This is a genomic window from Marinibacterium sp. SX1 (assembly GCF_050389775.1).
Lineage (GTDB): Bacteria > Pseudomonadota > Alphaproteobacteria > Rhodobacterales > Rhodobacteraceae > Marinibacterium.
Map to the genome: position 1 here is coordinate 2100753 of NZ_CP177144.1, position 23929 is coordinate 2124681.

A 23929-nucleotide genomic window follows, 5' to 3' on the forward strand; every position below is an offset into this window, starting at 1 on the left:
CTGTGTGATCGTCATACGGGCGTGGAAGGATGTTCCGCCGGGCCATCACGGTCATGTGATTTCACGGCGAGACGGTTTTTCGCCGGTCTGCATCTTTCCTGCAGATTTCCGTGTCTGGCGGTCGGTTGGGCCGGGGGGGGATGGGCGTGTCGCGCCGGGGGCGGGGAGAGTTGCACCGAGGTCGGGCAGGGGCGGTTGCGCCCAGGGCTGGCAAGGGCGCGTCCTGCCGCCGGGCGGGCAGGGATGTCTTGCCCCGGGGGCAGATGTGGGCGCGGACCGCCGGGGAGCAGGCAATGGCGCATCTCGCCGGGAGCAGGCCAGGGCAGGCCGCACCGGGGCTTGGCAATGGTGCGCCCTGCCAGAGCGCGGGCAATGGTGTGTCCCGCCGGAGCGCGGGCAATGGTGGGTCGCGTCGGAAGGCTGGCGATGGCGCGTCCCGCCGGAGGCCGGGCAAGGGCAGGTCCGGCCGTGGGCCGGGCAAGGGCCCGCCGCGCCGTGGCCCCGGGGGCGGTCCCCCGGGGCGGGGCGGTCAGATGGCCTGCACGCCGGCCTGGATGTCCAGGCCGATCCGGTCGGCCACCAGGTCGCCATAGCCGCTGGCTCCGAAGGCGCTGCGCGAGATCGCTCCGCTCAGCCGGACCTGCAGGTTGTCCAGGTCGTCGGCCGCGCTGCCGGCCGGGCGAAAGACGCTGGCCTTGAAGGTCACCGGCCGGGTCACCCCGCGCACGGTCAGGTTGCCGCTCAGCGTGGCCCCGTCGGAAATCCGTCCGCCGGCGCCCAGGCCCACGCGGGTCGACACGAACCGGATGGTCGGGAACCGCCCGGCGTCGAGCACCTCGGCGCTCTTGAGCGCATCGGTGGCAAAGATCAGCCCGGTCCGTGCCCGGGCCACCGAAACCGAGACATCGACCCGCGAATTGACCAGGTTGTCGGGGTCGAGCCGGATGTCGGCGCTGGCGATGGGCATGGTGCCGGTCTGCGCCGCGCCGCTCAGGGTATAGACAAAGCCCACGCGCGAGGCCTGTTCGGCCAGCCCGTAGCGGCGGGCGGCGGCCAGGCCGGCCCGGGGGGCCAGCAGCAGCGCACCGGCCGCCGCGCCGGCGCTGGCCAGGAAGGCCCGGCGGCCGGGCCGGGCGGGGGCGGTTGCGATGAGGGAGGTGGTGTCGGGCATCTGGGGGATCTTGCGTGTCATGGGTCGGGCACCTTTATCGGAACATCTGGGTTATCGAAACATCGGGGTCTGTCCGGCCGGGATGACCGGCCTCTGCAGGGTCTGTCGGGGCTGGGGCCCGGGCGGTTCAAACTTTATGCCGATCGTGGGGGCCATTCCCCTGCCGGGCGGCGCCGGGCCCGGGTGCCGTTTGCTTGTTGCCGGTTTTGCCCGTGTCTTTTTCCTTCGCGTCTTTTCCCCCCAGTGCTTTTTCCCCGGTGCTTTTCCTCCCGTGTCTTTTGTCATCGTGGCGTCTTTCCTCGTGCCTGCTGTCCCTGTGACCGTTTCCCCCGTGTCCGTTTATCCGGTGCCGGTTGCCCCGCTGCCCGTTCCCCTATGCATCCCAATATCCGTGCCATTGCCCACCGCCTGTCCCCCGGCGTCGGCCAGCGGTTCGGCCCCCGCGCGGAGCCGGGGCGCGGCCCCCGTTTCGCCCTGTGCTTCGGTCCCCGCTTCTCCTTTTGTCTCGGCCGGTGTTGCCGCCCGCATGTCGCCCCGTGCTCCTGCCGGCACTTCGCCCGGCGCCTCGGGCAGGGACGCAGCAAGGGGCGCGGCCTGCATCTTTCCGGCCTGCCGGGTGATCTTCCACTGGCAGACCGGCGCGGTCCTGGCCCGCGCCCGGGTCAGGTGCCAGGCTCGCTCTGCATGGCCATGGGCCGGGGCCATGTGCCAGCGGGTCTCGACCCCCTGGGCGCCGCCCGTGCCCGGCGTCAGCAACAAGCCCAGCGGCGCCAGGCCCCGGCTGTCGCGGGCGGTCTCGGCGGCCAGGTGCATCCGCCGCACCGGGGTCAGGGCCGGGGCGCCGGGCAGGTCGGCCACCACCAGCGGCGCGGCGCCCGCGCGCAGGGCTTCCTCGCAGGCCCAGAGCAGGTCTTCGGCCCGCCGGGGCGCAACAAAGAGGAACCGCGCGGGATCGGCAAAGGCCAGCAGCCCGTCGGGGTTCAGCCGGTCCTTTTCCCAGGACGGCGCGATCCAGATCACCGGCCCGCGCATCCGCCCGGCCAGCCAGGCCGCCAGGGTCCGCCGAGCCGGGCCGCAGGCCTCGTGCACGCGCGCCAGGGCCAGCCCCGGCCCCAGGCCGGGGGCGAGATCCTGCGCCGGGCGGTCCCGGTCGGGCGAAGAGGTCAGCAGCCGAGTCGTCATGGGGAACAGTATACATGTTCTCTTTTTGTTCCGTAAGTCTCATGGGGCGTCGCCGTGGCGGGCCGCGCCCTGGCCGGACCCGTCGCCGCCGGGTCGGTGTCCGGCCCGGCCCGCCGCCCTGCCGTCCGGCTGATCATCCGCGCGCCGGTCGGACAGGCCGGGCGCCCGCCCGGGCCGGCGCGGGCGGTGCGACCGGGGCGATCTGCTTGCGCTCACGGCAGGCGCTCTCCATGGTGCGCGCGACAAGAGACCTGCGGAGACCCCCCGATGAAGATGAACCCGCTCGGCCGGACCGGCATGACCGTCACGGAGCTGTGCCTCGGAACGATGACCTTCGGCACCCAGACCTCGGAAGCCGAAGGCCACCGCCAGATGGACGCGGCCCTGGCCGCCGGCATCAACTTTGTCGACACGGCCGAGATGTACCCGGTCAACCCGGTGCGCAAGGAAACCATCGGCCGCACCGAAGAGATCCTGGGCAGCTGGCACGCGGCCAACCCGGGCCGGCGCGGCGATTACATCCTGGCCACCAAGCATTCCGGGGCGGGCAGCCAGGCCCGCGACGGCGCGCCGATTTCCTCGGCCTCGATCCGGGCCACGCTGGAAGGCTCGCTCAAGCGGCTGGGCACGGATTACGTCGATCTCTACCAGTTCCACTGGCCCAACCGGGGCAGCTACATGTTCCGCAAGAACTGGGACTACGAACCGACGGCCAAGGCCGATGCGGTGCGCCAGGACATGGCCGATTGCCTGGGCGCGCTGCAGGACGAGATCGACCGGGGCACGATCCGGGCCTTCGGCCTGTCGAACGAAAGCGCCTGGGGCACGGCCCAATGGCTGCGCCTGGCCGAAGAGGGCAAGGGCCCGCGGGTGGCTTCGATCCAGAATGAATATTCGCTGATGTGCCGGCTTTACGACACCGACCTGGCCGAGCTGTCGGTGGCCGAGGATGTCGGCCTGCTGGCCTTTTCGCCGCTGGCCGCGGGCCTGCTGACGGGCAAGTACCAGGGCGGCGCGGTGCCCGAGGGCTCGCGCAAGTCGATCGTGCCGAACCTGGGCGGGCGGATCACCGACCGGGTCTTCGAGGCTGCGGGCGCTTATGTCGAGATCGCGCAGCGCCACGGGCTGGACCCGGTGCACATGGCCCTGGCCTGGTGCCGCACGCGGCCCTTCATGGCGTCGGCGATCTTCGGGGCGACGACGTTCGAACAGCTGGAAGTCGCCCTGGCCTCGGTCGAGGTCACGCTGAGCGACGAGGTGCTGGGCGAGCTGAGCGCGGCACACAAGGCCCATCCGATGCCCTATTGAATGGCGCGTGCCGCGCCATGCCTCCGGCGGAGGGTACTTGGGCCAAGAAGAAGACAGGGGCGCGCTGCTGCTTCTTTCTCTTTCCAAATATCCGGCCGGACGCGGTGGCCAGGCGCCGGCCCCGGCATGACGCGGCAAGGCCGGTGACCCCGATGGCGCCCAGGGCCGGGGTGCCGGGGACGGAACAGATCCGGCGTGTCCCAGACAGAGGGTGCGCCGCAGACAACAAGGAGAGACACCCATGCCCCTGACCATGAACCGCGAGGTCTTCATCACCTGTGCCGTCACCGGATCCGGTGGCACCCAGGACCGCAGCCCGCATGTGCCGCGATCGCCCAAGGAAATCGCCGACAGCGCGATTGCCGCGGCCAAGGCCGGGGCCGCGGTGGTGCATTGCCACGTGCGCGATCCCGAGACCGGCAGCCCGCGCCGGGACGTGGCGCTTTACCGCGAGGTGACGGACCGGATCCGCGAGGCCGAGGTCGACGTGGTGCTGAACCTGACCGCCGGGATGGGCGGCGACATCGTCTTTGGCGGGGTGGAAACGCCGCTGCCCCCGGTCGAAGGCACCGACATGGTCGGCGCGACCGAGCGGGTGGCCCATATTGCCGAATGCCTGCCCGAGATCTGCACGCTCGATTGCGGCACGATGAATTTCGCCGAGGCCGATTACGTCATGACCAACACGCCCGGCATGTTGCAGGCCATGGGCCGCAAGATGACCGAGCTGGGCGTGAAGCCCGAGATCGAGGCCTTTGACACCGGTCACCTGTGGTACGCCAAGCAGCTGGTCAAGGACGGCGTCCTGGACAGCCCGGCGCTGGTGCAGCTGTGCATGGGTGTGCCCTGGGGCGCGCCGGATGACCTGAATACTTTCATGGCCATGGTCAACAACGTGCCCGACGACTGGACCTTTTCGGCCTTTGCCCTGGGCCGCAACCAGATGGCCTATGTCGCGGCCTCTGTCCTGGCGGGCGGCAACGTGCGCGTGGGGCTCGAGGACAACCTCTGGCTCGACAAGGGCGTGCTGGCCACCAATGCCCAGCTGGTCGAACGCGCCGTGACCATCGTCGAGAACATGGGCGCCCGGGTGATCGGGCCCGAGGCCGTGCGCGAGAAGCTGGGCCTGGTGAAACGCGCGCCGAAAGGGTGAGGCGATGAAGACCGTCCTGTGCTTTGGCGACAGCAACACCTATGGCACCGTGCCGATGACCCGGCTGGACCATGACGAGCGGTTCGACATGGACACCCGCTGGCCGCGGGTCATGGCGGCCGGGCTGGGCGGGGGCTGGCACCTGGTCGAGGAAGGCCACCCGGGCCGGACCACGGTGCATGACGATCCGATCGAGGGCATTCACCGCAACGGCGCGCGCATCCTGCCGGCGATCCTCGACAGCCACCGGCCGGTCGACCTGCTGATCCTGATGCTGGGCACCAACGACCACAAGCAGCGGTTCGGCCTGGGCACCCAGGACATCGCCATGGGCGCCGGGCGGCTGGTGACCATGGCCCAGGCCTCGGGCCGGGTCGACAAGATCCTGCTGGTCTGCCCGCCCAAATGCCTGGAACGCGGCGTGCTGGCCCAGGTCTTTGCCGGGGCCGAGGCGCGCAGCGAGGGGCTGGCCGCCGAGATGGCCCGCGAGGCGGCGTCCAAGGGCGTGGCCTTCTTCGATGCCGGCACGGTGATCGACAGCGATCCGCTCGACGGGGTGCATTTCAGCGCCGCCGGCCACCGGGCCCTGGGCCGGGCGATGGCGGAACAGGTGGTCTCGGCATGACCGGGCCGGCCGGACAGCGCGTGGTCATCACCGCCGGCGGCGGGGGCATCGGCGCGGCCATGGCCCGGCGTTTTGCCGCGGCTGGCGCCCGGGTGGCCCTGTGCGACATCGACGGCGATGCCGCCCGGGCCGTGGCGGCCGACCTGCCGGGGGCGATGGGGCAGGGCGCCGACGTGACGGACGAGGCCCAGATGGCGGCCTTTCTCGATGCGGCCGAGGCCCACCTGGGCGGGGTCGACGTGCTCTGTGCCAATGCCGGGACCGGCGGGCCGGTGGCGCCGATGGCCGAGATCGCCCTGGCCGACTGGAAAGCCTGCCTGGCCGTCAATCTCGACGGGGCCTTCCTGGCCTGCCGCTGGGCGGCGCAACGGATGGGCGGGCAGGGCGCCGGGGCGATCATCATGACCGCGTCGACCTCGGGCCTCTACGGCGTGCCCACCCGGTCGCCCTATGTCGCGGCCAAGTGGGGCGTGATCGGCATGATGAAGACCCTGGCCATGGAACTGGGCCCGAAGGGCGTGCGGGTCAACGCGATCTGCCCGGGCGCGGTCGAAGGCCCGCGGATGGACCGGGTCGTTTCCGCCGAGGCCCGGGCCCGGGACATGACCGAAGAGGCGGTGCGCGCGCTTTATGCCGAGGGCACCTCGATGCGCCGCTGGATCACGGCCGAGGACGTGGCCGAGACCGCGCTCTTCCTGGCCTCGCCTGCCGCGCGGCACGTGTCGGGCCAGGCCATTGCCGTGGATGGCCACACGGAGCGCATGACGTGACCGGCCGGGCGGCCCTGCTGGCGCTTGCCCTGCTGGCCGCCTGTCGGTCCGATGCTCCGCCGCCGACCACCGGCGCGGAGACGGCCGATTCGGCCCTGGCGGCCGATTGCGCCGACCGGGGCGGCACGCTGGTCTTCGGCAAGGCCGGGCCGGCCTGTGCCATGCCCCAGCCCGACGCGGGGAAGGCCTGCACCGGGTCGGCCGATTGCCAGGGCTTCTGCCTGGCCGACAGCCGGACCTGTTCACCGGTGACACCGTTCTTCGGCTGTCACGACCTGTACGAAGAGGGGCAGCCGGGTGTTGCCATCTGCATCGATTGAGAGATTTGAAGGAGTGATCCCATGACCAGAACGGCAGCGATCATCGGCGGCGGTGTCATAGGCGGCGGCTGGGCCGCGCGGTTCCTGCTGAACGGCTGGGACGTGAAGATATTCGACCCCGACCCCCAGGCCGAGCGGGTGCTGGGCGATGTCATGGCCAATGCCCGCCGGTCCCTGCCGGGGCTGATGGACGTGCCCCTGCCGCCCGAAGGCGCAGTGACCTTCTGCGCCAGCATCGCCGAGGCGGTCAGCGGGGCGGAATGGATCCAGGAAAGCGTGTCGGAACGGCTGGAGCTGAAGCACAAGGTGCTGGGTGAGATCCAGGCTGCCTGTGCGCCCGAGGCAGTGATCGGATCGTCGACCTCGGGGTTCAAGCCCACGGAATTGCAGCAGGGCGCGGCCCGGCCCGGCCAGATCGTCGTGGCCCATCCGTTCAACCCGGTCTACCTGCTGCCCCTGGTCGAGGTCGTGGCCACCGGTGCCACGCCCGAGGTCATCGCCCGGGCCGAGGGCGTGCTGACGGACATCGGCATGTATCCCCTTGTGCTGGAAAAGGAAATTGACGCCCACGTGGCCGACCGGTTCCTCGAGGCCGTCTGGCGCGAGGCGCTGTGGCTGGTCAAGGACGGCATTGCCACGACCGAACAGGTCGACAATGCCATCCGCTACGGGTTCGGCATCCGCTGGGCGCAGATGGGCCTGTTCGAAACCTATCGCACCGCCGGGGGCGAGGCCGGGATGCGGCATTTCCTGGCCCAGTTCGGCCCGGCCCTCAAATGGCCCTGGACCAAGCTGATGGACGTGCCCGAGTTCGACGACGACCTGGTCGAGCTGATCGCCGGCCAGTCGGATGCGCAATCGGGCCACATGACCATCGCCGAGCTGCTGCGGGCGCGGGATGACAACCTGGTTGCCCTGCTGCGCGCGCTGAAGGGCCGCGATTTCGGCGCCGGCGCCCTGCTGGTCGCCCAGGACAGGGCGCTGGCCGAAGGCACCGAGCTGGCCGCCGGGGTCGACGGGTTCGCCGACCTGTCCCAACCCCTGCCCACGCTGCGCCGGGCGGTGCCGATCGACTGGGCCGATTACAACGGCCACATGACCGAGTTCCGCTATCTCGAAGCCTTTTCGCTGGCGACGGACCGGTTCATGGAAATCATCGGCTGCACCAAGGATTACATCGCCGCCGGGCAGAGCTATTTCACCGTCGAGACCCATATCCGCCATGTCGACGAGGTGCTGTGCGGTGCGCAGATCGAGGTGCGCACGCAGATGGTGCTGGGGCAGGGCAAGAAGCTGCATCTCTACCACGAGATGTTCGAGGGCAACCGGCTGCTGGCCACGGGCGAGCATTTCCTGCTGCATGTCGATCTCGACAGCCGGCGGCCGTCCGAGCCGTCGGCGGCGATTGCCGATGCCATGGCGCGGATCACCGCGGCCCAGGCCGGGCTGGGCTATCCCGAGGGCGCCGGCCGGGCGATCCGCAAGCCGGCGTGATCCGGCGGTGCGCGCCCGTGCCGGGCGCGCATTCCCTTTCATGATCAAACGTCCGGGCGCCGCCTGTGCCCGGGCGGGCCGGGACCTCAGCCGATCCTGTGGCGCAGGGCCCGCAGGTGGGTTGGCACCAGGCGGGCGGTCAGGGCGGATTCGCGCACCAGCAGGTCGAAGTTGCGCGTGAAGAGATCGATCCTTTCGCGGTCGCGGAAGGACATGAAATGGCCCCCCGTGTAGAAGACGCAGAGCAGCGGGCCGAAGATCGTCACCGGGGCGGCATAGAGCCGCTTGGCATCGAAGAGATAGAGCCGCAGCCGGGGGTAGAGCTGTTCGGCCAGGTCGAGGAAATGGTCGATCTGGGCGTGGCGGATGTCGGCCGGCAGGCCTTCGTAATAGCCCGTGGCGCTGGCAAAGCTGGTCAGCTCGTAGAGCGGCATGGCGATCTCGTAATCCGATTGCGAGCGGCGCATCCAGTCCAGCCGGTCGGTCGCCGCGCCGATGGCCTGGGCGGCGGTGCGGCCCAGGTGGGGGCTGTATTCCCATGCCAGCAGGGCATCGCATTTCAGCATGTCGGGCAGGGCGGCCGGCACGTGGCGGATCTTGTAGCCCTGGGCCTCCTGGTGCCAGGCCTGGATCTGTTCGTCGACCGGCGCCCGGGCGGTTTCGGCCAGGCCCAGGCTGTTGGCCAGCAGGTCGGCGGCCCGTTCGGGCCGGTCGGACAGCCCCAGCAGCCAATCCGAGGACACGCCGAGCGCGGTGGCCGCCGAGCCGATGACATGGGCATTGGGCAGGCGCGGCCCGTCGCCGGTCAGCAGCTGCGAGATGGTCGACCGGTCGACGCCGATCCGGCGGGCCAGGGCGCTTTGGCTCAGGCCGCTGTCGCCCATGGCCTGGGCGAGGCGGGCGCGGAAGCCGTCGGCGCGGGTGCGTTTGTCGATGATATCCTGCATGTGGTGCATTTTATCACGGATGCAGAGTTTTGTTGACCATTTCCCGAATTGTCACCGGCGGCCCTGGCGGGCGATGCCGAAGGGGCCACAGCACACAGCAGAGACCCGATGCCCCACCGGCCCATCCCTCGATCGCCCGATGCCCAAACGCCCAGCCCGCATGCGCCTGACACCCGTTCGCCTGGCGTCAATGGTGTCGCGTCTTTCCGCCACACGTCCGCGCCGAGCCATGCCGCTGAACCTTGGCTCATGTCCGAACCCCGTCGCGGGTCCGCACCCGGCCACACGGGTGAGCCATGCCATGCGCCCGAACCGGGCCCCGCGTCTGAGCCCCGCCGCGCGGTCGAAGCCGGCCTCGCGCCCGATTCCGGCCAAGCTGCCAAAGCTCCCCTGACGCCCAAGGCCCGTCACGCGGCAGCCCCCCGCAGTACAGCCGAACCCTGCAACAGGCCGGACCTCCGCCGCATCGACGACCCGCTCCACGCGCCCGATCCTTGCCACACGCCGGCCCCCCGACGCGCGCCGGCGCCGGACCAGGTCGAATGGCCGACGGTTGCGCTGATCGGGCTGGTCTACCTGGGTTGGGCCGGGGCGGTCTGGGGGCTGGCCGGGCTGTCGCCCTGGCTGGCCGTGGCCGTGCTGGTGCCGCTGCTGACCCTGCAATCCTCGCTGGCCCACGAGGTGCTGCACGGCCATCCCTTTCCGAACCAGCGGCTGAACGCCGCGCTGGTCACCCTGCCGCTGGGCCTGTTCGTGCCCTATGCGCGGTTCCGCGACCTGCACCTGGAACACCACCGCGATGCCGACCTGACCGATCCCTATGACGACCCCGAGAGCAATTACCTCGATCCCGTCGTCTGGCTGGCCCTGCCGGGGTGGAAACGGCGGCTCTACCGGGCCAACAACACCCTGCTGGGCCGCATGCTGCTGGGCCCGGCGATCGGCACGCTGGCCTTCCTGGCCGACGACCTGCGCCGGATCCGCCGGGGCGAGCGTGGGCTGGCCGCGACCTGGGGTGCCCATCTGGTCATGTGCGCGCTGGTCCTGTGGGCCGCGACGCGGGGCGGGCTGGGGCTCTGGACCTATGGGCTGGCGGCCTACGGAGCCTTTTCCGTGCTCAAGATCCGCACCTTTGCCGAACACCGGGCCCATGACCGGGTGCGCGCGCGGACGGTCATCGTCGAGGATCGCGGGCCGCTGGCCTTTCTCTTTCTCAACAACAACCTGCATGTCGTGCACCACATGCATCCCCGGGCGCCGTGGTATGCCTTGCCCCGGCTCTATGCCGCCCGGGCCGACCATTACCGGGCCTGCAACGACAATTACGTCTTTGCCGGTTACGCCCAGGTCTTTCGCCATCATTTCCTGGCGGCCAAGGATCCCGTGCCCCATCCGCTCTGGTCGCGGGGCTGAAAGCGGGCCATAGGGGGGGCATGAGCCTCTGGATTCCCATCACCATCGCCGCAGCCTGTTTCCAGACCCTGCGGTTCATGTTGCAGAAACACCTGTCGACCGGCCAACTGTCGGCCGCCGGGGCGACCTTTGCCCGCTTTGCCTATTCGGCCCCGGTCATCCTGGTACTGACCGGCCTGTGGCTGGGCCTGTCGGGCCAGGCCCTGCCGGCCCTGACGGGGCGGTTCTGGGCCTTTGCCCTGGTCGGCGGGCTGGCCCAGATCCTGGCCACGCTCTGTGTCGTGCTGCTGTTCAAGCAGCGCAATTTCGCCGTGGGCATCACCTTCAAGAAGACCGAGGTCATCCAGACCGTTCTGGTCGGGCTGGTCCTGCTGGGCGAGGGCGTCAGCCCGGGGGCCTTCGGGGCGATCCTGCTGGGGCTTGTGGCCGTGCTGATCCTGTCGAAGACCCCGGGCGATGCCTCTGGCTGGTGGCGCGGGCTGGCCGCGCCGGCCACCGGGCTGGGCCTGGCCTCGGGCGTGCTGTTCGGCATTTCGGCGGTCAGCTATCGCGGTGCGTCGTTGCAGCTGGGCGAGATCGACGCCGCCCTGCGCGCGGCGATCACCCTGGCGGCGGTGACATCCAGCCAGATGCTGGGCATGGGCGCCTGGCTCTACTGGCGCGACCGGCCCGGGTTGGTTGCCGTCTGGACCGCCCGGCGGGTGGCGGTCTGGGTCGGGCTGATGTCGATGGGCGGATCGTTCTGCTGGTTCTATGCCTTCACGCTGCAGAACGCGGCCTACGTCAAGGCCCTGGGCCAGATCGAGCTGATGCTCAGCCTGCTGGCCTCGGTCCTGGTGTTCCGTGAAAAGGTCACCGGGCGCGAGATCACGGGCATGGCCCTGCTGGGCCTGTCCATCCTGGCGCTGATCGTCGTGGTTTGAGGCATCGCAGCCCCTGGGTGGGCGGCCACGGGGCCGGCGCTCAGCCCTCGGGCATGGGGCGGCCGTGCAGCCGCAGGAAGAGGCTGGCCTCGTCGTTGTTGCGGAAATAGGGCACGCTGGCCGGCGGGGCGGGATCGTCCAGCCGGGCGGCGACCTCGGCCAGGACGACCTCGGTGATGAAGGGCAGATCGAAGCGCCGGACCTCGGCCAGGGGCACCCATTGCAGGTGCGACAGCTCGTCGGAGGCGCGCGAGAAATCGTCCAGGTCGCCGCGGATCGCCGCGGCATCGACCAGGAAGAACCGGGCATCGAAGCGGCGCGGCCGGCCCGGCGGGGTCAGGGCGCGAAAGACGAATTGCAGCGCTTCCGCCGAGGGCACATGGCCGGTGGCGGCGTAATCGGCCCAATCGGCGGGCACCGGGCCGGGCCAGGATCCGGGCCGGCCCAGGACCAGGCCGGTTTCCTCCCAGAGCTCGCGGATGGCGGCGGCGGCCAGCGCGGTCTGAAGCCCGGCCGGGGCATCGTCGGCCAGCCGCTCGTGGCAGGGCGCGGGCAGGGGTGCGTGCAGGGCGATGGCCGCATCGCCGGGATCGACGGCCCCGCCGGGAAAGACCACCTTGTCGGGCATGAAGGCCGCGCGCGATCCGCGCTGGCCCATCAGCACGGCCGGGGCGTCGTGGCGATCGCGCAGGACGATGATCGTGGCGGCATTGCGGATGGCCGTCTTGTCGACGGGCGCGGCCATGGCCCCACTGTCTGCCGGTGACGCCGCGCGGCGTCCGGCGGTACCGGTGCTGTCACTCATCCTGTCCTCCCCCGGGGCGAGGGCTCTTTCAGCCCGGGCGGCCGAAGCCGTGCATCATCCGGGCCCATTGAAAGCCGATCATCGCCCCTTTCAACCTGGGCAGAAGGTAAAGCGACAGGGCCACGCAGCCAACCGCAAAGATGGTGAACAGCACCAGCGGTTCGGGGCGCCAGATCTCGAAGGACACCAGCAGCAGGGGGGCCATCAGGTGGCCGACGATCAGGATGGTCAGATAGGCCGGGCCGTCATCGGCGCGCTGGTGGTGCAGCTCCTGGCGGCAGACCGGGCAGACCGGGGTGACAGCCAGGTAGCCGCGCATCAGCGGGCCGCTGCCGCAGCTGGGGCACTTGCCCCGCCAGCCCCGCGACATTGCCGGCCAGAGCGCACGCGGACAATCGCCCGCGCCCATCTCGGCCTGGACCTCGCCCGCCGGGGCGCAGGTCGGGCAGACGGGGCGGGAGGTGCCAGTCGCGATATCGTGCCTGATCTGTGTCATTTCCGTCCTTTTCGAGATTTGTGGCAATGTGGGGCCATGACCGGGCGGTGGAAAGGTGGCAGAGCGCCCTTGCGTCGCGATGTCGCGAAATGTGGAAGTTTTTGCCTGCATGAGCGACGGAATGCTGTTGCCGGGGCGTTGATGGGATATGGTTGGTGGCAGGAACCTGCCGATCTGCCAGACGAGGACGACCCGAGGGGATCAGAGCAATGACGACGACACAGCGGATCGGACGGGCCGTGGCATCGGCCTTCATCGCGATGGCCCTGGCCGGGCCCCTGGCGGGCACGACGGGTACGGCGGCCTGGGCGGCGGGATCGGGGTTCGGCCCGCGCCCGGTGCCTTTCGACGAGATCGACCGCGACGGCAACGGCGAGGTGACCCGGGCCGAGATGCAGGCCAGCGGCCAGGCGCGGTTCGATGCGGCCGACACCGATGGCGACGGCCATCTCAGCCGGGCCGAGCTGGAGGCACGGGCCGAGGGCAAGGCGCGGCTGTTCGTCGGCCGCCTGATGGCCCGGGCTGATGCGGATGGCGACGGGCTGTTGTCGATGGACGAGATGCGCGCGGCGGCGCCCAACCGGGCGGCGGCCTTCGATGAGATGGATACCGACGGGTCGGGCGGGCTGTCGCGGGCCGAGATGGAGGCCGGGCAGCAGAAGGCCCGGCAGATGGCTCCGGCGGCGCAGGCGGGACAGGGCTGAGACTTGGGCACGGCGCACGAGACAGCCCGGGAAAGCCGGTCGGCGTGAGACCGGCCGCGCGATCCTGTACCGCCGGTCCGGCCGAGCTGGACGAAGAGGCGGTGTTGCTGGCCGCGTTCGCGGCCGGTGACCATTCGGCGGCCGCGGTGCTGACCGAACGGCTGACGCCGCGGGCCTACGGGCTGGCCCTGCGCCTGACCGGCGACGGGGCCGAGGCCGAGGACATCACCCAGGAGGCGATGGTCCGCCTGTGGCGGATGGCGCCGGACTGGGAGCCGGGCACGGCACGGGTGAGCACCTGGGTCTACCGAGTGGTGACCAACCTGTGTCTCGATCACAAGCGGCGCCGGCGGGGCCGGGACGGATCGCTGGACGAGGCGCCGGAACCGGCTGACGAGGCGCAGAGCGTGGCCGACAGGATGCAGGACGCCGCGCGGGGTGCGGCCCTGCAATGGGCGCTGGACCAGCTGCCCGACCGCCAGCGCCTGGCGGTCGTGCTGCGGCACCTGCAGGATCTGCCGAACCCTCGCATTGCCGAGGTGATGGAGATCTCGGTTGAAGCTGTGGAAAGCCTGACCGCTCGGGGCAAGCGAAGCCTGACCCGGCTGCTGGCGGACAGGAAGGGCGAATTGGGGTACGAAGATGACTGAAGACGACGAATTCGACAGGCTGGTGGGCCCCTGCATCGCGGCGGCCCGGGCCGAGGACGCACGGTTGCCCGACGGGCTGATGGCCCGGGTGATGGCCGATGCCGCGCGGGTCCAGGCCGGTTGGCAGGACAGCGCGCTGCGCGAGGCGTCGGTGGTGCGGGTGCCGGGCTGGCGCCAGGTGCTGATGGCCCTGGGGGGCATGCCCGCGCTGGGTGGGCTGATGGCGGCCTGCGCCGCGGGGATCTGGCTGGGTGCGGCGCCGCCGCAGGCCTTCGATCCGCTGGGTTTCGTGGTCAATTCCTCGAACGCGCTGACGGTCTATTCCGATCTGCAGGACACGATCCTGGCCGAGGGGGGCAATTGATGGCGGGGCAGACGACTGCGACCGGCGCCATGCGGCCCTGGCTGCGGGTGGTTCTGGCGGTCTCGCTGGCGCTGAACCTACTGGTGGTCGGGCTGGTCGTGGGCGCGGTGCTGCGCTTTGGCCTGCCGGGCAGCCACATGCCGCCACCGACGGGGCTGTCGCTGATCCGGGCCTTGCCGGCCGAGGACCGCAAGGCGCTCAAGGCGCATATCTTCGAGGTATTGCCGCCGCCGGCTGACCGGGTGGCCGAGGCCCGCGACCTGGCCGCCGAACTGTCGGCCGTGCCCTTCGATCCGGCGGCCCTGCGGGCGGTGGTCGAGGCCCAGTCGGCGACACGGGCGGCCTTCCACGGGGCGTTGCAGCAAGCCTGGATGGATCACGTGGCGGGCATGGAAGATGCCGCGCGGGTGGCCTATGCCGAGCGGCTGGTCGAGCTGGCCGAGGACGGGCGCGGGCCGAAAGGGCCGCCGCGGGACTGACGGCCGGCGCCCGCATCACCGCGGCGCCCGGCCTTCGGCGCGGGCTTGCGTCTCTGGGCCCCTGGCCGGGGGTGGTGTCAGGCGGCGGACCGGGCGATGGTGACCGTGTTCCGCCCGGCATTCTTCGAGGTATAGAGCGCCCGGTCGGCCTGTTGCAGCAGGGCGGCCAGGCGCGGTTCGTCCGGGTCGTCGGGAAAGCCGTAGACATCCGGGTCGCCCGCCGGCGGGCAGATCGCCACGCCGATCGACACGGTCACGGCTTCCTTGCGCAGCTGGCCATCCGGCGCATCGCCGACCGGAAAGGGCCGGGCATCGACGGCCCTGCGCAGGGCGTCGGCCACGGCCCGGGCGGTGGGCGCATCGGTGTCGCGCAGCACCACCAGGAATTCCTCGCCGCCGATCCGGGCCAGCACGTGCTGGGGATCGAGCGCGGCGCGCAGGCGGCCGGCGGCTTCGGTCAGGACGGCATCGCCGGCCAGGTGGCCATGCTGATCGTTGATGCGCTTGAAATGGTCGAGATCGGCCATCATCACCGCAAAGCTGCGCCCGGTCCGGGCCGACTGGCGGATGACATGGGCCAGGTGGGGCAGGGCATAACGGCGGTTGTAAAGCCCGGTCATCGGGTCGATCAGCGCCGCGCGCAGCCCGTCGCGCACGGTGTTGCGCAGCCGGTCGGACAGGTGTTTCCGCCTCAGCTGGGCCTGGACCCGCAGGGCCAGCTCGCCCGGTTCGAACGGCCCGGGCATGACGTCATCGGCACCCATGTCCAGCGCCTGGACCGCGGCCGAGGCCACCCCGTCGCGGCCGCGGGGCAGGGCGATGACGGCCATGTGGCGCGTCGACGGCCCGGCGCGCAGGTCGGCCAGGCAGCGCAGCGCCGGGCCCGGCCGGTCGGCCGTCAGCGCCAGGACAACCACGTCGGGCGGGTGGACGGCGTTCAGCACCTGGCCACGCTGCATCATGCCAAAGCCCGAGACCGGCTGGTTCAGCTGGGCCGACAGGCCCTGGCACCAGGCATGGGCGGTTTCGGGCTCGTCGGCCAGGATGGCCACCCGCCCGGGGCGGGCAAAGCCCGGCCGGGGTTCGGCAAAGCCCGGGGCGGCATGGGGCGCGCCGGCGGCCCGGGCGGATGTGTCGGGGGCGGTCTCGGGCCAGGTCCGGGGCGGGTCCGGCGGGCGGCCATGGTTGTCGGGATCGGGGCCGAGGTCCAGCGCCGGGCCGGCCGGGCGGGCGCGCAGGATGGCCCGCAGCCGGGCCTGCAGCATGGTTTCGTCCAGCGGATGCACCAGCAGATCGGTCAGCCCCGCCCGCAGCGCCGCCCGGCGGTCGGTCAGCTCGCCCGGGCGGGCGATGGCCACCACGGGCACCAGGCGATCGGGGTCCTCGGCATCCAGCGCCGCGCGCAGGTCCATGGCCGAGCCGTCGGGCAGCGACCAGGCCGTCAGCACCAGGTCGGGCCGGTCGATGCGCAGGGCCACCAGCGCATCGGCCAGGGTCTGGCCCTGGTCGACCGTGTAACAGGCCGGTTCCAGCAGCGCCGTGAGCACGATGCGATTGGTCGACACCGCATCGAGTATGAGAAGTCGTCCCTGCACGCTGCCACCTTTCTGCCCTTGATTTCAGTTTTCACGCAGTCTTAATCATCAGGGTTAACAAACCCTTTCCGTTCCCGCGGATTAACCCGACGACAGGCGACGATGGTTCTATCTTCCGAAAATGCCGAGACCTTTGCCCTGCAAGTGCTGGGCTGGCTGGTGACCAATGACGACTTGCTGCCGGTCTTCCTGGGATCGACCGGGGCCGATATCGATGCCGTGCGCAGCGGGGCGGGCGACCCGGGGTTCCTGGCGTCGGTACTGGATTTCCTCCTGATGGACGATGCCTGGGTGATCGCGGCCTGCGACGCGCTGCAGGTGCCCTATGACCGGCCCCAGGCCGCCCGCGCGGCGCTGCCCGGCGGCCAGCAGGTGCATTGGACATGAGCGCCGCGGGGATGCCCGACGTGCGGGCGGTGCTGTTCGACAAGGACGGCACGCTGTTCGATTTCGCCCGGACCTGGAACGCCTGGTCGCTGGAGGTGCTGAACCACCTGTCGGGCGGCGACGAGGCGTTGGCCGATGCCCTGGCCCGGGCGATCATGTTCGACCGCCAGGCCGTGACCTTCCTGCCGGGCAGCCCGGCCATTGCCGGAACCAACGACATGGTCGCCCGGGCGCTGGCCTCGGAACTGCCCGGGGCTGATGCCGGCCAGATCGCCCGGTTCCTGGCCGACAGCGCGGCCGGCGCGCCGCTGGCCGAGGCGGTGCCGCTGGTGCCCCTGCTGGCCCAGCTGGCCGCCCGGGACATGGCGCTGGGGGTGATGACCAACGATCACGAAAGCTCGGCCCGGGCGCATCTGTCGGCCTCGGGCGTCCTGGAGATGTTCGATTTCGTGGCCGGGGCGGACAGCGGCTACGGGGCCAAGCCCGATCCCGATCCGCTGCTGGCCTTCTGCGATGCCGTGGGTGCGCGGCCCGGGGCGACGGTCATGGTCGGTGACAGCACCCATGACCTGGTGGCCGGCCGCGCGGCGGGCATGCGCACCGTGGGCGTGCTGACGGGCATGAGCGGGGTGGCCGAGCTGGCGCCCTTTGCCGACGTGGTGCTGCCCGACATCGGCCATCTGCCGGGCTGGCTGGGCGGGGTCTAGGCACGGCTTGCGGCGCGCCGTCGCCGGGCGGTGGATGCTGCCGCGCGCAACTGCCCGATGGATGGGCGCCGGGGCGCGGCACCGGACGGGGCAGGGGGCCAAAGCCCGGGGGCCATCGCCAAATGCGACATGGCGTGTCGGGAACGGAGCGGCAGGCCGGGCCGGAACGCGGCCTTCTGAAGGCGCAGCTTTCGGAGGATGCCATGGCAGAGGGTCAGGGACGCAGGAAACGCGGCGGCGGGCGGGCGGCCAACATGGCCCGGCGGAGCACCCAGGTCATCGACCAGATGCCCTGGCGGTTGCCGTGCAACCGCGACCGGCCGGTCGAGCCGATGCCGCCCGAAGGGGTGGCGGCGATCCACGACACGGCGATGCGCATCCTCGAGGAGATCGGCATCGAGTTCCTCAACGACGAGGCGCTGGCGCTGTTCCGCCAGGCCGGGGCGCGGGTCGAGGACCGGCTGGTGCGCATGGGCCGCGATTTTGTCATGGAAATGGTCGGCCGGGCGCCGGGGCGCTTTACCCTGACCCCGCGCAATGCCGAGCGGCGGCTGGAGATCGGCGGCGATGTCATGCTCTTCGGCAATGTCTCGTCGCCGCCCAATTACTGGGACCTGGAGCTGGGCCGCAAGGTGCCGGGCACCCGGGCGCAATGTGCCAACCTGCTGCGGCTGACCCAGTATTTCAACTGCATCCATTTCGCCGGGGGCTACCCGGTCGAGCCGGTCGACCTGCATGCCTCGACCCGGCACCTGGACGTGCTGTTCGACAAGCTGACCCTGACCGACAAGGTCATGCACGCCTATTCGCTGGGGCCCGAGCGGGTCGAGGACGTGATGGAGATGGTGCGCATTGCCGGCGGGCTGAGCCATGAGGAATTCGAGGCCACGCCGCGGATGTATACCAACATCAACTCGACCTCGCCGCTGAAACACGATTACCCGATGATCGACGGGTGCCTGCGGCTGGCCCGGCGGGGGCAGGCCATTGTCGTGACACCCTTTACCCTGGCCGGGGCGATGGCGCCGGTGACGCTGGCCGGAGCGGTGGCGCAATCCATCGCCGAGGCGCTGTCGGCCATTGCGCTGTTCCAATACGTGGCGCCGGGCGTGCCCTGCGTGATCGGCACCTTCACGTCGAATGTCGACATGAAATCCGGAGCCCCGGCCTTTGGCACGCCGGAATACATGCGGGCGACGCAGATGACCGGCCAGATGGCCCGGTTCTACGGCCTGCCGATGCGGTCGTCGGGGGTCTGTGCGGCGAATGTGCCCGACGGCCAGGCCATGTGGGAGACATCGAATTCGCTCTGGGCGGCGGTGCAATCGGGCAGCCACATGGTCTATCACGCGGCTGGCTGGCTGGAAGGCGGGCTGGTGGCCAGCCCGGAGAAGTTCATCATGGATTGCGAGATCCTGCAGCAGATCCAGCGTTACATGGAGCCGCAGCTCTGGGCCAGCGGGCCGCCGGAGCTGGCGCTGGAGGCCATTGGCGAGGTGGGCCAGAGCGGTCATTTCTTCGGGGTGCAGCATACCCAGGACCGCTATGCCACGGCGTTCTACCAGCCGTTCCTGAGCGACTGGCGGAATTTCGAGGCCTGGGAGGCGGCCGGGGCGGTCTGGACGCCGGAGCGGGCGCACCTGATGTACCGCGAGATCCTGGAGACCTTCGAGCCGCCGCCGATGGACGCGGCGATCCGCGACGAACTGGCGGATTTCGTGGAACGGCGCCGGGCGGAGGGCGGTGCGCCGACCGATTTTTGATCCTTGCGGGCGGCGAGCCGCGCCCGCCGCGGTCTGGGTGCTGGGACGGGCGCATCTGGTGTCTCGCGAGATCATGGAGGCCGTCTGGCCGCCGCCGATTCAGGCGGTCCGCGACGGGCTGGCAGATTTCGTGGAACGGCAGCGGGGCGGAGGGCGGCGCGCTGAAAGATGTCTGGCAGCGTGGGCGGCGAGCCGCGCCCGGGGCCCATGCTCCCGCCCGCCCACCCCGCATGCGCCCCGGGCGCGAGGTGCACCTGTCGACGGGGGACGCGGGCGGCCGGCACGGGGTGGGCATTGGCCGGCCGATAGGCGGTTTCCGCCGGGCGTGTTGGGCTATTGATGCCGGGACCCGGGCGCGCGGTAAGAGAGATGGTTTCGGATGGCGCGAGGAGCGACCGGCGTTGTGCGCTCGGTGGCGGGCTGATTGGCGCTTTCGCCCAGGCGTGTTGGGCCATGGATGCCTGGACCTGAGCGCGCGGGAAGGCGGATGGTTGCGGATGCCGTGGGGGAGCGCCGGGGTTGTGCGCTCGGTGGCGGGCCGATGGGCGGTTTTGGCCGTGCGCGCTGGCACATGATCGGTTGCCGTAGGGCGCATGGATGGCCGCTTTCGGCCGGGCAGGTGGCGGGGGCTGTCGCGCCGGCGGGTCGGGGTGTAGGAAGGGGCTGTCCATGTGGGAGGCGCGGCGATGAGCGGTCTTTGGGAAGACGGGCACATGCGCCTGCGGGTGATCCTGGCCGGGCTGGGCGGGCTGGCGGCGATCGGGCTCTACGCGCTGATGCAGGCCGATGGCATGCGCGACCAGGCCCCGGGGCTGTTCCTGCTGCTCTTTGCCCTGCTGGGCTGCTGGTCGGGCGTGGCCCTGGCCCTGGCCGGGCCGCTGCGCCCCGGGCGGGCCATGGCCGGCGCGCTGATCCTCGCCCTGCCGGCCGCCGGCCTGCTGCGCCTGGCCGGCCAGCGCCACCCGGTGCCGACGGATGTGCTGGACGCGCCGGGCACCTTGTCGATCTTCCTGCTGCTGATCTTCGTGGCCACGCCCTTCCTGTCGGTCGCCCTGCAGCGCCGGGCCCTGTCGTGGTCCTATGCCGCGCTCTTCGAGACGGCCTGGGCGATCACCATCCGCTTTGCCGCCGGGGTGCTGTTCATGGCTATTGTCTGGGGCCTGCTGCTGCTGTCGCATGCCCTGCTCGACATCGTGGGCATCACCGTGATCGGGGACCTGCTGGACAATGGCGCCGTGGCCGCGGCGGTCAGCGGGGCGGCCCTGGGCCTGGGGATTGCCGCGATCCATGAACTGCGCGAGGTGGTGTCGCCGCTGCTGATCCTGCGCCTGTTGCGACTGATGATCTGGCCCATCCTCGTTGTCGTGGCGGTCTTTCTGGTGGCCGTGCCGCTGCAGGGGCTGTCGGGCCTGGTGGGCGGGCTGTCGCCGGCCGGCACGCTGATGGGCGTGGCGCTGGGGTCGGTCACGCTGATCACCGCGGCAGTGGGCCGGAGCGATGACGAGGCCATGCAGGCGGCCATGGCGCCGCGCCTGCTGGCGCTGTCGGTGCCGCTGATCGCCGGGCTGGCGGCCTGGGCGGTGGGCCTGCGCATCGCCCAATACGGGCTGACGCCCGACCGGGTGCTGGCCGGGGCCGTGGCCGGGGTGATGCTGGCCTACGGGCTGGTCTATGGCGCCGCGGCGCTGCGGGGAGGGGACTGGCGGGACGCGCTGCGCCGGGGCAACGTGGGGCTGGCGCTGCTGGTCATGGCGGTCTGCGCGGCCTGGCTGAGCCCGCTGCTCAATGCCGATGCCCTGTCGGCGCGCAACCAGCTGGCCCGTTTTGCCGATGGCCGCAGCAGGGTCGACGACCTGCCCCTGCGCGAGATGAGCCAAAGCTGGGGCCGGGCCGGCCGGGATGCGCTGGTGCGCATGGCGGAGATGGCGGATCATCCCGAACAGCGAGAGCTGACGCGCCGGCTGGCCGAGCTGGACGATGGCCTGGAGGTGACCGAGCCGCTGGCCCTGGTCGAACCCGCCGAGATGGCCCGGGACCTGGCCGGTTGGGTGCCCCAGCGCCCCGACGGGGTGCTTGATCAAGAGGCCCTGGCGGGGCTGGCCCGGCGCTGGTTGCACAACTTTCACTGGAACTGCCGGCCCGAGGACGGCGCGCCGCCGCCCTGTGTCTTTGTGACCGGCCGGTTCACCGCCGATCTGCCGGCGGCCGACCAGGGCCTGCTGATCTACAGCGCGCCGGACGGGCGCAGCTTTGCCTATCATATCCGCTGGCCCAGCGGCACGGCCGACCTGCTGGACGGCTCGGCGGGCTTGCCGTCGGACGCCACAGCGCGCATCCTCGCCGGTGACTACGTCCTGGCTCCGGTCGAAACCCGGGTGCTGGAAATCGACGGATTGCGCCTTGCCCCGGGGCTGCCGCTCTCGAAATAGGGAAAATTGAAGGCGTTGAGGCCGTCTTAACTGTCGTCTTGCGACACTGATCCTGACGAAGGGTGAAATGCAGATGCACGGTTTGATCAACACGGCGATCCAGTCCTTCGTGTGCAACACCTATGGGCGCGACCGATGGCTGGGCGTGACCGAAGAGGCCGGGCTGGGCTTTTCCGATTTCGAGGCCATGCTGATCTATGACGACGGCATGACCGATGCCGTGCTGCGCGCGCTGTGTATCGAGTTGGGCCGGCCAGAGGGCGAGATCCTGGAAGACCTGGGCACCTACCTGGTGTCCGATCCCAAGGTCGAAGCGCTGCGCCGGCTGCTGCGCTTTGGGGGCGAGACGTTCCAGGACTTCCTGCATTCGCTGGACGAATTGCCCGAGCGCACGCGGCTGGCGGTGTCGGACTTGCATCTGCCGCCGCTGGATCTGCGCGACAGGTCGGGGCACCAGTTCGCCCTGACCTGCGGGGCGGGTCTGCGTGGTTATGGGCGGGTGATGATGGGCATCCTGCGGGCCATGGCCGATGATTACGGGGCGCTGGTCTTTCTGGAACACAGCCTGGAACATGGCGGCGCCGAGCCGGGGGCAGGGTCCGAAAGCCCGGCGCGGCGGGCGGATGACGTGCCACCGGGCGAGGGGGCGGCCGACATGGCGCCGGGCGTCGAGGTCATCACGATCACGCTGGTCGAGGCCGACTTTGCCGCCGGGCGCGATTTCGACCTGGGGGCGCGGGCCGGATGAGCGATGGGACGCCGCCCGGGCCGGGCAAGGGCAAGACGGCAGATGGTGGGCGAGAGACCGGCGAGACGGGTGATGTCGTTGGTAAGGGTGATGTGGCTGCCAGGGGTGGTATGTCCAGCGAGGGCGATGTGGCTGGCTTGGACGGTATGGTCAGCAAGGGCGATGAGGCTGAGGCTGACAAGGGCGGTATGGTCAGCAAGGGTGATGTTGCTGGCATGGGCGATGAGGCCGAGAGCGGTGATTTGGACGACATGGCCGATGCAGACGATCTGGCCGAAGGCGGTGATATGACCGACTCCGCTGATGTGGCGAGCTCCGTTGATGTGGCCAGCCCGGACGAAAAGTCAGACGTGAGCGACATGGCCGACGTGGAAGATACGCGAGACACGGGTGATGCGAGTGACGCGCGCGACACGGGTGAACAGGGTGACGTGATCGACACAGGGGACACGGGTGATACGGGTGACACCGAAGATTTGGCCGGCACGGGCGATATGACCGGCGCCGCTGACCTGTCGCGGGTGCTGACGACGCTGTGCCCCATGCACCTGGTCCTGGATGCCACCGGCGCGATCCGCCAGGTCGGGCCGACCCTGCAAAAGCTGCGGCCCCGGACGGCCATGGTCGGCGCGCGGTTCCTCGATCTCTTCGAGATGATCCGCCCGCGCTCGGTCGCCACGATCGACGATCTCCATGACGCGCCCGGGGGCAAGCTGCGCCTTCAGTTCCGCGATCTGCCGCGCACCGGCTTCAAGGGCGTTGTCGTGCCGCTGGGCCAGGGGCAGGGCGTGGTAATCAACCTGTCCTTCGGCTTTTCCGTCCTCGATGCCGTGCGCGATTACGCCCTGACCGGCACCGATTTCTCGGCCACCGACCTGACCATCGAAATGCTCTACCTGGTCGAGGCCAAGTCGGCCGCGATGGAAGCGTCGCGCTCGCTGAATGCCCGGTTGCAGGGGGCGATGATCGCGGCCGAGGAACAGGCCTTTACCGACACGCTGACCGGGCTCAAGAACCGCCGCGCGCTGGACCACGTCATGCGCCGGTTGCTGACGGCCAGCCGGCCCTTTGCGGTGATGCAGCTGGACCTGGATTTCTTCAAGGATGTCAACGACACGCTGGGCCATGCGGCGGGCGACCACGTGTTGCAGCACGTCGCCCGCCACATGGTGTCCGAGACCCGCGAAAGCGACATCGTCGCGCGGATCGGGGGCGATGAATTCGTGCTGGTGCTCGACCGGTTGCAGGATCCGCAGCGGCTGGATGCGCTGGCCGATCGGCTGATCGCCGGCATCGCCGCGCCGATCCCCTTCGAAGGGCGGCTGTGCCAGGTGTCGGCCAGCGTCGGCAGCGCCGTGCATGACGGCATCACCGAGACCGAGGCCGCGACCCTGCTGGCCCGGGCCGATGACGCGCTATACGCGGCCAAGCGGGCCGGGCGCGGGCGGCATTTCACCTATGACAGCGAAGGGCGCGCGCCGGTTCCAGGATAGGCG

The 23929-nt window shown here is 70.6% G+C and carries 24 protein-coding genes; 18 read left to right on the forward strand and 6 right to left on the reverse strand.

Annotated elements, in window-relative coordinates; genetic code table 11:
- Positions 1-529 precede the first annotated feature (529 nt).
- Both ACK3BB_RS09285 and ACK3BB_RS09290 read right to left on the reverse strand, forming a co-directional pair.
- Positions 530-1192, reverse strand: coding sequence for a YceI family protein (locus ACK3BB_RS09285; RefSeq protein ID WP_428928436.1), 663 nt, complete (start codon positions 1190-1192; stop codon positions 530-532).
- 318 nt (positions 1193-1510) lie between these two features.
- Positions 1511-2353: an ImuA family protein gene (locus tag ACK3BB_RS09290; RefSeq protein WP_428928437.1), complete on the reverse strand. Its 843-nt coding sequence runs from the start codon at positions 2351-2353 to the stop codon at positions 1511-1513.
- A 267-nt stretch (positions 2354-2620) separates the two neighbouring features.
- Here ACK3BB_RS09290 and ACK3BB_RS09295 point away from each other — a divergent pair, with 267 nt between their 5' ends.
- From ACK3BB_RS09295 to ACK3BB_RS09320, 6 genes are all read left to right on the forward strand, one after another.
- Positions 2621-3661 carry an aldo/keto reductase gene (locus ACK3BB_RS09295; RefSeq protein ID WP_428928438.1) on the forward strand — a complete coding sequence of 347 codons (1041 nt, stop codon included), beginning with the start codon at positions 2621-2623 and terminating at the stop codon, positions 3659-3661.
- Between the two features lie 241 nt (positions 3662-3902).
- Positions 3903-4814 (forward strand): 3-keto-5-aminohexanoate cleavage protein, encoded by a 912-nt coding sequence (locus tag ACK3BB_RS09300; protein ID WP_428928439.1) that lies wholly within the window; start codon positions 3903-3905, stop codon positions 4812-4814.
- 4 nt (positions 4815-4818) lie between these two features.
- Positions 4819-5439: an SGNH/GDSL hydrolase family protein gene (locus ACK3BB_RS09305; protein WP_428928440.1), complete on the forward strand. Its 621-nt coding sequence runs from the start codon at positions 4819-4821 to the stop codon at positions 5437-5439.
- Positions 5436-6209: an SDR family oxidoreductase gene (locus tag ACK3BB_RS09310; RefSeq protein ID WP_428928441.1), complete on the forward strand. Its 774-nt coding sequence runs from the start codon at positions 5436-5438 to the stop codon at positions 6207-6209. The genes ACK3BB_RS09305 and ACK3BB_RS09310 overlap by 4 nt, the downstream gene beginning before the upstream one ends.
- Positions 6206-6529 (forward strand): hypothetical protein, encoded by a 324-nt coding sequence (locus ACK3BB_RS09315; protein WP_428928442.1) that lies wholly within the window; start codon positions 6206-6208, stop codon positions 6527-6529. Before ACK3BB_RS09310 ends, ACK3BB_RS09315 begins: the two co-directional genes overlap by 4 nt.
- Before the next feature lie 21 nt (positions 6530-6550).
- Complete coding sequence (locus ACK3BB_RS09320) at positions 6551-8023, forward strand: carnitine 3-dehydrogenase (protein WP_428928443.1); 1473 nt, start codon at positions 6551-6553, stop codon at positions 8021-8023.
- 86 nt (positions 8024-8109) lie between these two features.
- On the opposite strand, the gene ACK3BB_RS09325 is transcribed toward ACK3BB_RS09320, so the two are convergent.
- Positions 8110-8970 (reverse strand): helix-turn-helix domain-containing protein, encoded by an 861-nt coding sequence (locus ACK3BB_RS09325; protein ID WP_428928444.1) that lies wholly within the window; start codon positions 8968-8970, stop codon positions 8110-8112.
- A gap of 249 nt (positions 8971-9219) precedes the next feature.
- Between ACK3BB_RS09325 and ACK3BB_RS09330 the strand changes: the two genes are divergently transcribed.
- Positions 9220-10383, forward strand: coding sequence for a fatty acid desaturase (locus tag ACK3BB_RS09330; RefSeq protein ID WP_428928445.1), 1164 nt, complete (start codon positions 9220-9222; stop codon positions 10381-10383).
- 20 nt (positions 10384-10403) lie between these two features.
- Complete coding sequence (locus tag ACK3BB_RS09335) at positions 10404-11306, forward strand: EamA/RhaT family transporter (RefSeq protein ID WP_428928446.1); 903 nt, start codon at positions 10404-10406, stop codon at positions 11304-11306.
- A 40-nt stretch (positions 11307-11346) separates the two neighbouring features.
- Here ACK3BB_RS09335 and ACK3BB_RS09340 read toward each other — a convergent pair whose 3' ends face one another.
- Both ACK3BB_RS09340 and ACK3BB_RS09345 read right to left on the reverse strand, forming a co-directional pair.
- Complete coding sequence (locus ACK3BB_RS09340) at positions 11347-12051, reverse strand: NUDIX hydrolase (protein WP_428928708.1); 705 nt, start codon at positions 12049-12051, stop codon at positions 11347-11349.
- Between the two features lie 88 nt (positions 12052-12139).
- Positions 12140-12520: a DUF983 domain-containing protein gene (locus ACK3BB_RS09345; protein ID WP_428928709.1), complete on the reverse strand. Its 381-nt coding sequence runs from the start codon at positions 12518-12520 to the stop codon at positions 12140-12142.
- Positions 12521-12816: 296 nt separating this feature from the next.
- Here ACK3BB_RS09345 and ACK3BB_RS09350 point away from each other — a divergent pair, with 296 nt between their 5' ends.
- Genes ACK3BB_RS09350 through ACK3BB_RS09365 form a run of 4 tightly spaced genes read left to right on the forward strand, consistent with a single transcriptional unit; the run spans position 12817 to position 14804 of the window.
- Positions 12817-13311, forward strand: a complete 495-nt coding sequence (locus tag ACK3BB_RS09350; protein WP_428928447.1) for an EF-hand domain-containing protein — start codon at positions 12817-12819, stop codon at positions 13309-13311.
- Between the two features lie 44 nt (positions 13312-13355).
- On the forward strand, positions 13356-13961 hold the full coding sequence (locus ACK3BB_RS09355) for an RNA polymerase sigma factor (protein ID WP_428928448.1): 606 nt from the start codon (positions 13356-13358) through the stop codon (positions 13959-13961).
- Positions 13954-14325, forward strand: a complete 372-nt coding sequence (locus tag ACK3BB_RS09360; protein WP_428928449.1) for a hypothetical protein — start codon at positions 13954-13956, stop codon at positions 14323-14325. The genes ACK3BB_RS09355 and ACK3BB_RS09360 overlap by 8 nt, the downstream gene beginning before the upstream one ends.
- Complete coding sequence (locus tag ACK3BB_RS09365; RefSeq protein WP_428928450.1) at positions 14325-14804, forward strand: periplasmic heavy metal sensor; 480 nt, start codon at positions 14325-14327, stop codon at positions 14802-14804. The genes ACK3BB_RS09360 and ACK3BB_RS09365 overlap by 1 nt, the downstream gene beginning before the upstream one ends.
- A 77-nt stretch (positions 14805-14881) precedes the next feature.
- Here ACK3BB_RS09365 and ACK3BB_RS09370 read toward each other — a convergent pair whose 3' ends face one another.
- The gene (locus tag ACK3BB_RS09370) at positions 14882-16399 is read right to left on the reverse strand and encodes a diguanylate cyclase domain-containing protein (RefSeq protein ID WP_428928451.1); all 1518 of its coding nucleotides are present in this window, start codon (positions 16397-16399) and stop codon (positions 14882-14884) included.
- Between the two features lie 102 nt (positions 16400-16501).
- Here ACK3BB_RS09370 and ACK3BB_RS09375 point away from each other — a divergent pair, with 102 nt between their 5' ends.
- From ACK3BB_RS09375 to ACK3BB_RS09400, 6 genes are all read left to right on the forward strand, one after another.
- On the forward strand, positions 16502-16786 hold the full coding sequence (locus tag ACK3BB_RS09375; protein WP_428928452.1) for a DUF3572 domain-containing protein: 285 nt from the start codon (positions 16502-16504) through the stop codon (positions 16784-16786).
- On the forward strand, positions 16783-17493 hold the full coding sequence (locus ACK3BB_RS09380) for an HAD family hydrolase (protein WP_428928453.1): 711 nt from the start codon (positions 16783-16785) through the stop codon (positions 17491-17493). The genes ACK3BB_RS09375 and ACK3BB_RS09380 overlap by 4 nt, the downstream gene beginning before the upstream one ends.
- A 203-nt stretch (positions 17494-17696) precedes the next feature.
- The gene (locus tag ACK3BB_RS09385) at positions 17697-19256 is read left to right on the forward strand and encodes a trimethylamine methyltransferase family protein (protein ID WP_428928454.1); all 1560 of its coding nucleotides are present in this window, start codon (positions 17697-17699) and stop codon (positions 19254-19256) included.
- A gap of 686 nt (positions 19257-19942) precedes the next feature.
- On the forward strand, positions 19943-21685 hold the full coding sequence (locus tag ACK3BB_RS09390; RefSeq protein WP_428928455.1) for a hypothetical protein: 1743 nt from the start codon (positions 19943-19945) through the stop codon (positions 21683-21685).
- A 73-nt stretch (positions 21686-21758) separates the two neighbouring features.
- On the forward strand, positions 21759-22433 hold the full coding sequence (locus ACK3BB_RS09395) for a heme NO-binding domain-containing protein (RefSeq protein ID WP_428928456.1): 675 nt from the start codon (positions 21759-21761) through the stop codon (positions 22431-22433).
- Positions 22434-22927: 494 nt separating this feature from the next.
- Entirely contained in the window at positions 22928-23926 is a 999-nt protein-coding gene (locus ACK3BB_RS09400) for a diguanylate cyclase domain-containing protein (RefSeq protein WP_428928710.1), read from the forward strand.
- The last annotated feature ends 3 nt before the right edge of the window (positions 23927-23929 follow it).

Coding starts and splice junctions, on each gene's coding strand:
- ACK3BB_RS09335 (WP_428928446.1), top strand. CDS start 10,404: ATGAGCCTCTGGATTCCCATCACCATCGCCGCAGCCTGTTTCCAGACC.
- ACK3BB_RS09350 (WP_428928447.1), top strand. CDS start 12,817: ATGACGACGACACAGCGGATCGGACGGGCCGTGGCATCGGCCTTCATC.
- ACK3BB_RS09300 (WP_428928439.1), top strand. CDS start 3,903: ATGCCCCTGACCATGAACCGCGAGGTCTTCATCACCTGTGCCGTCACC.
- ACK3BB_RS09375 (WP_428928452.1), top strand. CDS start 16,502: ATGGTTCTATCTTCCGAAAATGCCGAGACCTTTGCCCTGCAAGTGCTG.
- ACK3BB_RS09400 (WP_428928710.1), top strand. CDS start 22,928: ATGACCGGCGCCGCTGACCTGTCGCGGGTGCTGACGACGCTGTGCCCC.
- ACK3BB_RS09325 (WP_428928444.1), bottom strand. CDS start 8,970: ATGCAGGATATCATCGACAAACGCACCCGCGCCGACGGCTTCCGCGCC.
- ACK3BB_RS09310 (WP_428928441.1), top strand. CDS start 5,436: ATGACCGGGCCGGCCGGACAGCGCGTGGTCATCACCGCCGGCGGCGGG.
- ACK3BB_RS09285 (WP_428928436.1), bottom strand. CDS start 1,192: ATGACACGCAAGATCCCCCAGATGCCCGACACCACCTCCCTCATCGCA.
- ACK3BB_RS09305 (WP_428928440.1), top strand. CDS start 4,819: ATGAAGACCGTCCTGTGCTTTGGCGACAGCAACACCTATGGCACCGTG.
- ACK3BB_RS09330 (WP_428928445.1), top strand. CDS start 9,220: ATGTCCGAACCCCGTCGCGGGTCCGCACCCGGCCACACGGGTGAGCCA.
- ACK3BB_RS09395 (WP_428928456.1), top strand. CDS start 21,759: ATGCACGGTTTGATCAACACGGCGATCCAGTCCTTCGTGTGCAACACC.
- ACK3BB_RS09320 (WP_428928443.1), top strand. CDS start 6,551: ATGACCAGAACGGCAGCGATCATCGGCGGCGGTGTCATAGGCGGCGGC.
- ACK3BB_RS09345 (WP_428928709.1), bottom strand. CDS start 12,520: ATGGGCGCGGGCGATTGTCCGCGTGCGCTCTGGCCGGCAATGTCGCGG.
- ACK3BB_RS09290 (WP_428928437.1), bottom strand. CDS start 2,353: ATGACGACTCGGCTGCTGACCTCTTCGCCCGACCGGGACCGCCCGGCG.
- ACK3BB_RS09360 (WP_428928449.1), top strand. CDS start 13,954: ATGACTGAAGACGACGAATTCGACAGGCTGGTGGGCCCCTGCATCGCG.
- ACK3BB_RS09365 (WP_428928450.1), top strand. CDS start 14,325: ATGGCGGGGCAGACGACTGCGACCGGCGCCATGCGGCCCTGGCTGCGG.
- ACK3BB_RS09340 (WP_428928708.1), bottom strand. CDS start 12,051: ATGGCCGCGCCCGTCGACAAGACGGCCATCCGCAATGCCGCCACGATC.
- ACK3BB_RS09390 (WP_428928455.1), top strand. CDS start 19,943: ATGAGCGGTCTTTGGGAAGACGGGCACATGCGCCTGCGGGTGATCCTG.
- ACK3BB_RS09380 (WP_428928453.1), top strand. CDS start 16,783: ATGAGCGCCGCGGGGATGCCCGACGTGCGGGCGGTGCTGTTCGACAAG.
- ACK3BB_RS09385 (WP_428928454.1), top strand. CDS start 17,697: ATGGCAGAGGGTCAGGGACGCAGGAAACGCGGCGGCGGGCGGGCGGCC.
- ACK3BB_RS09295 (WP_428928438.1), top strand. CDS start 2,621: ATGAAGATGAACCCGCTCGGCCGGACCGGCATGACCGTCACGGAGCTG.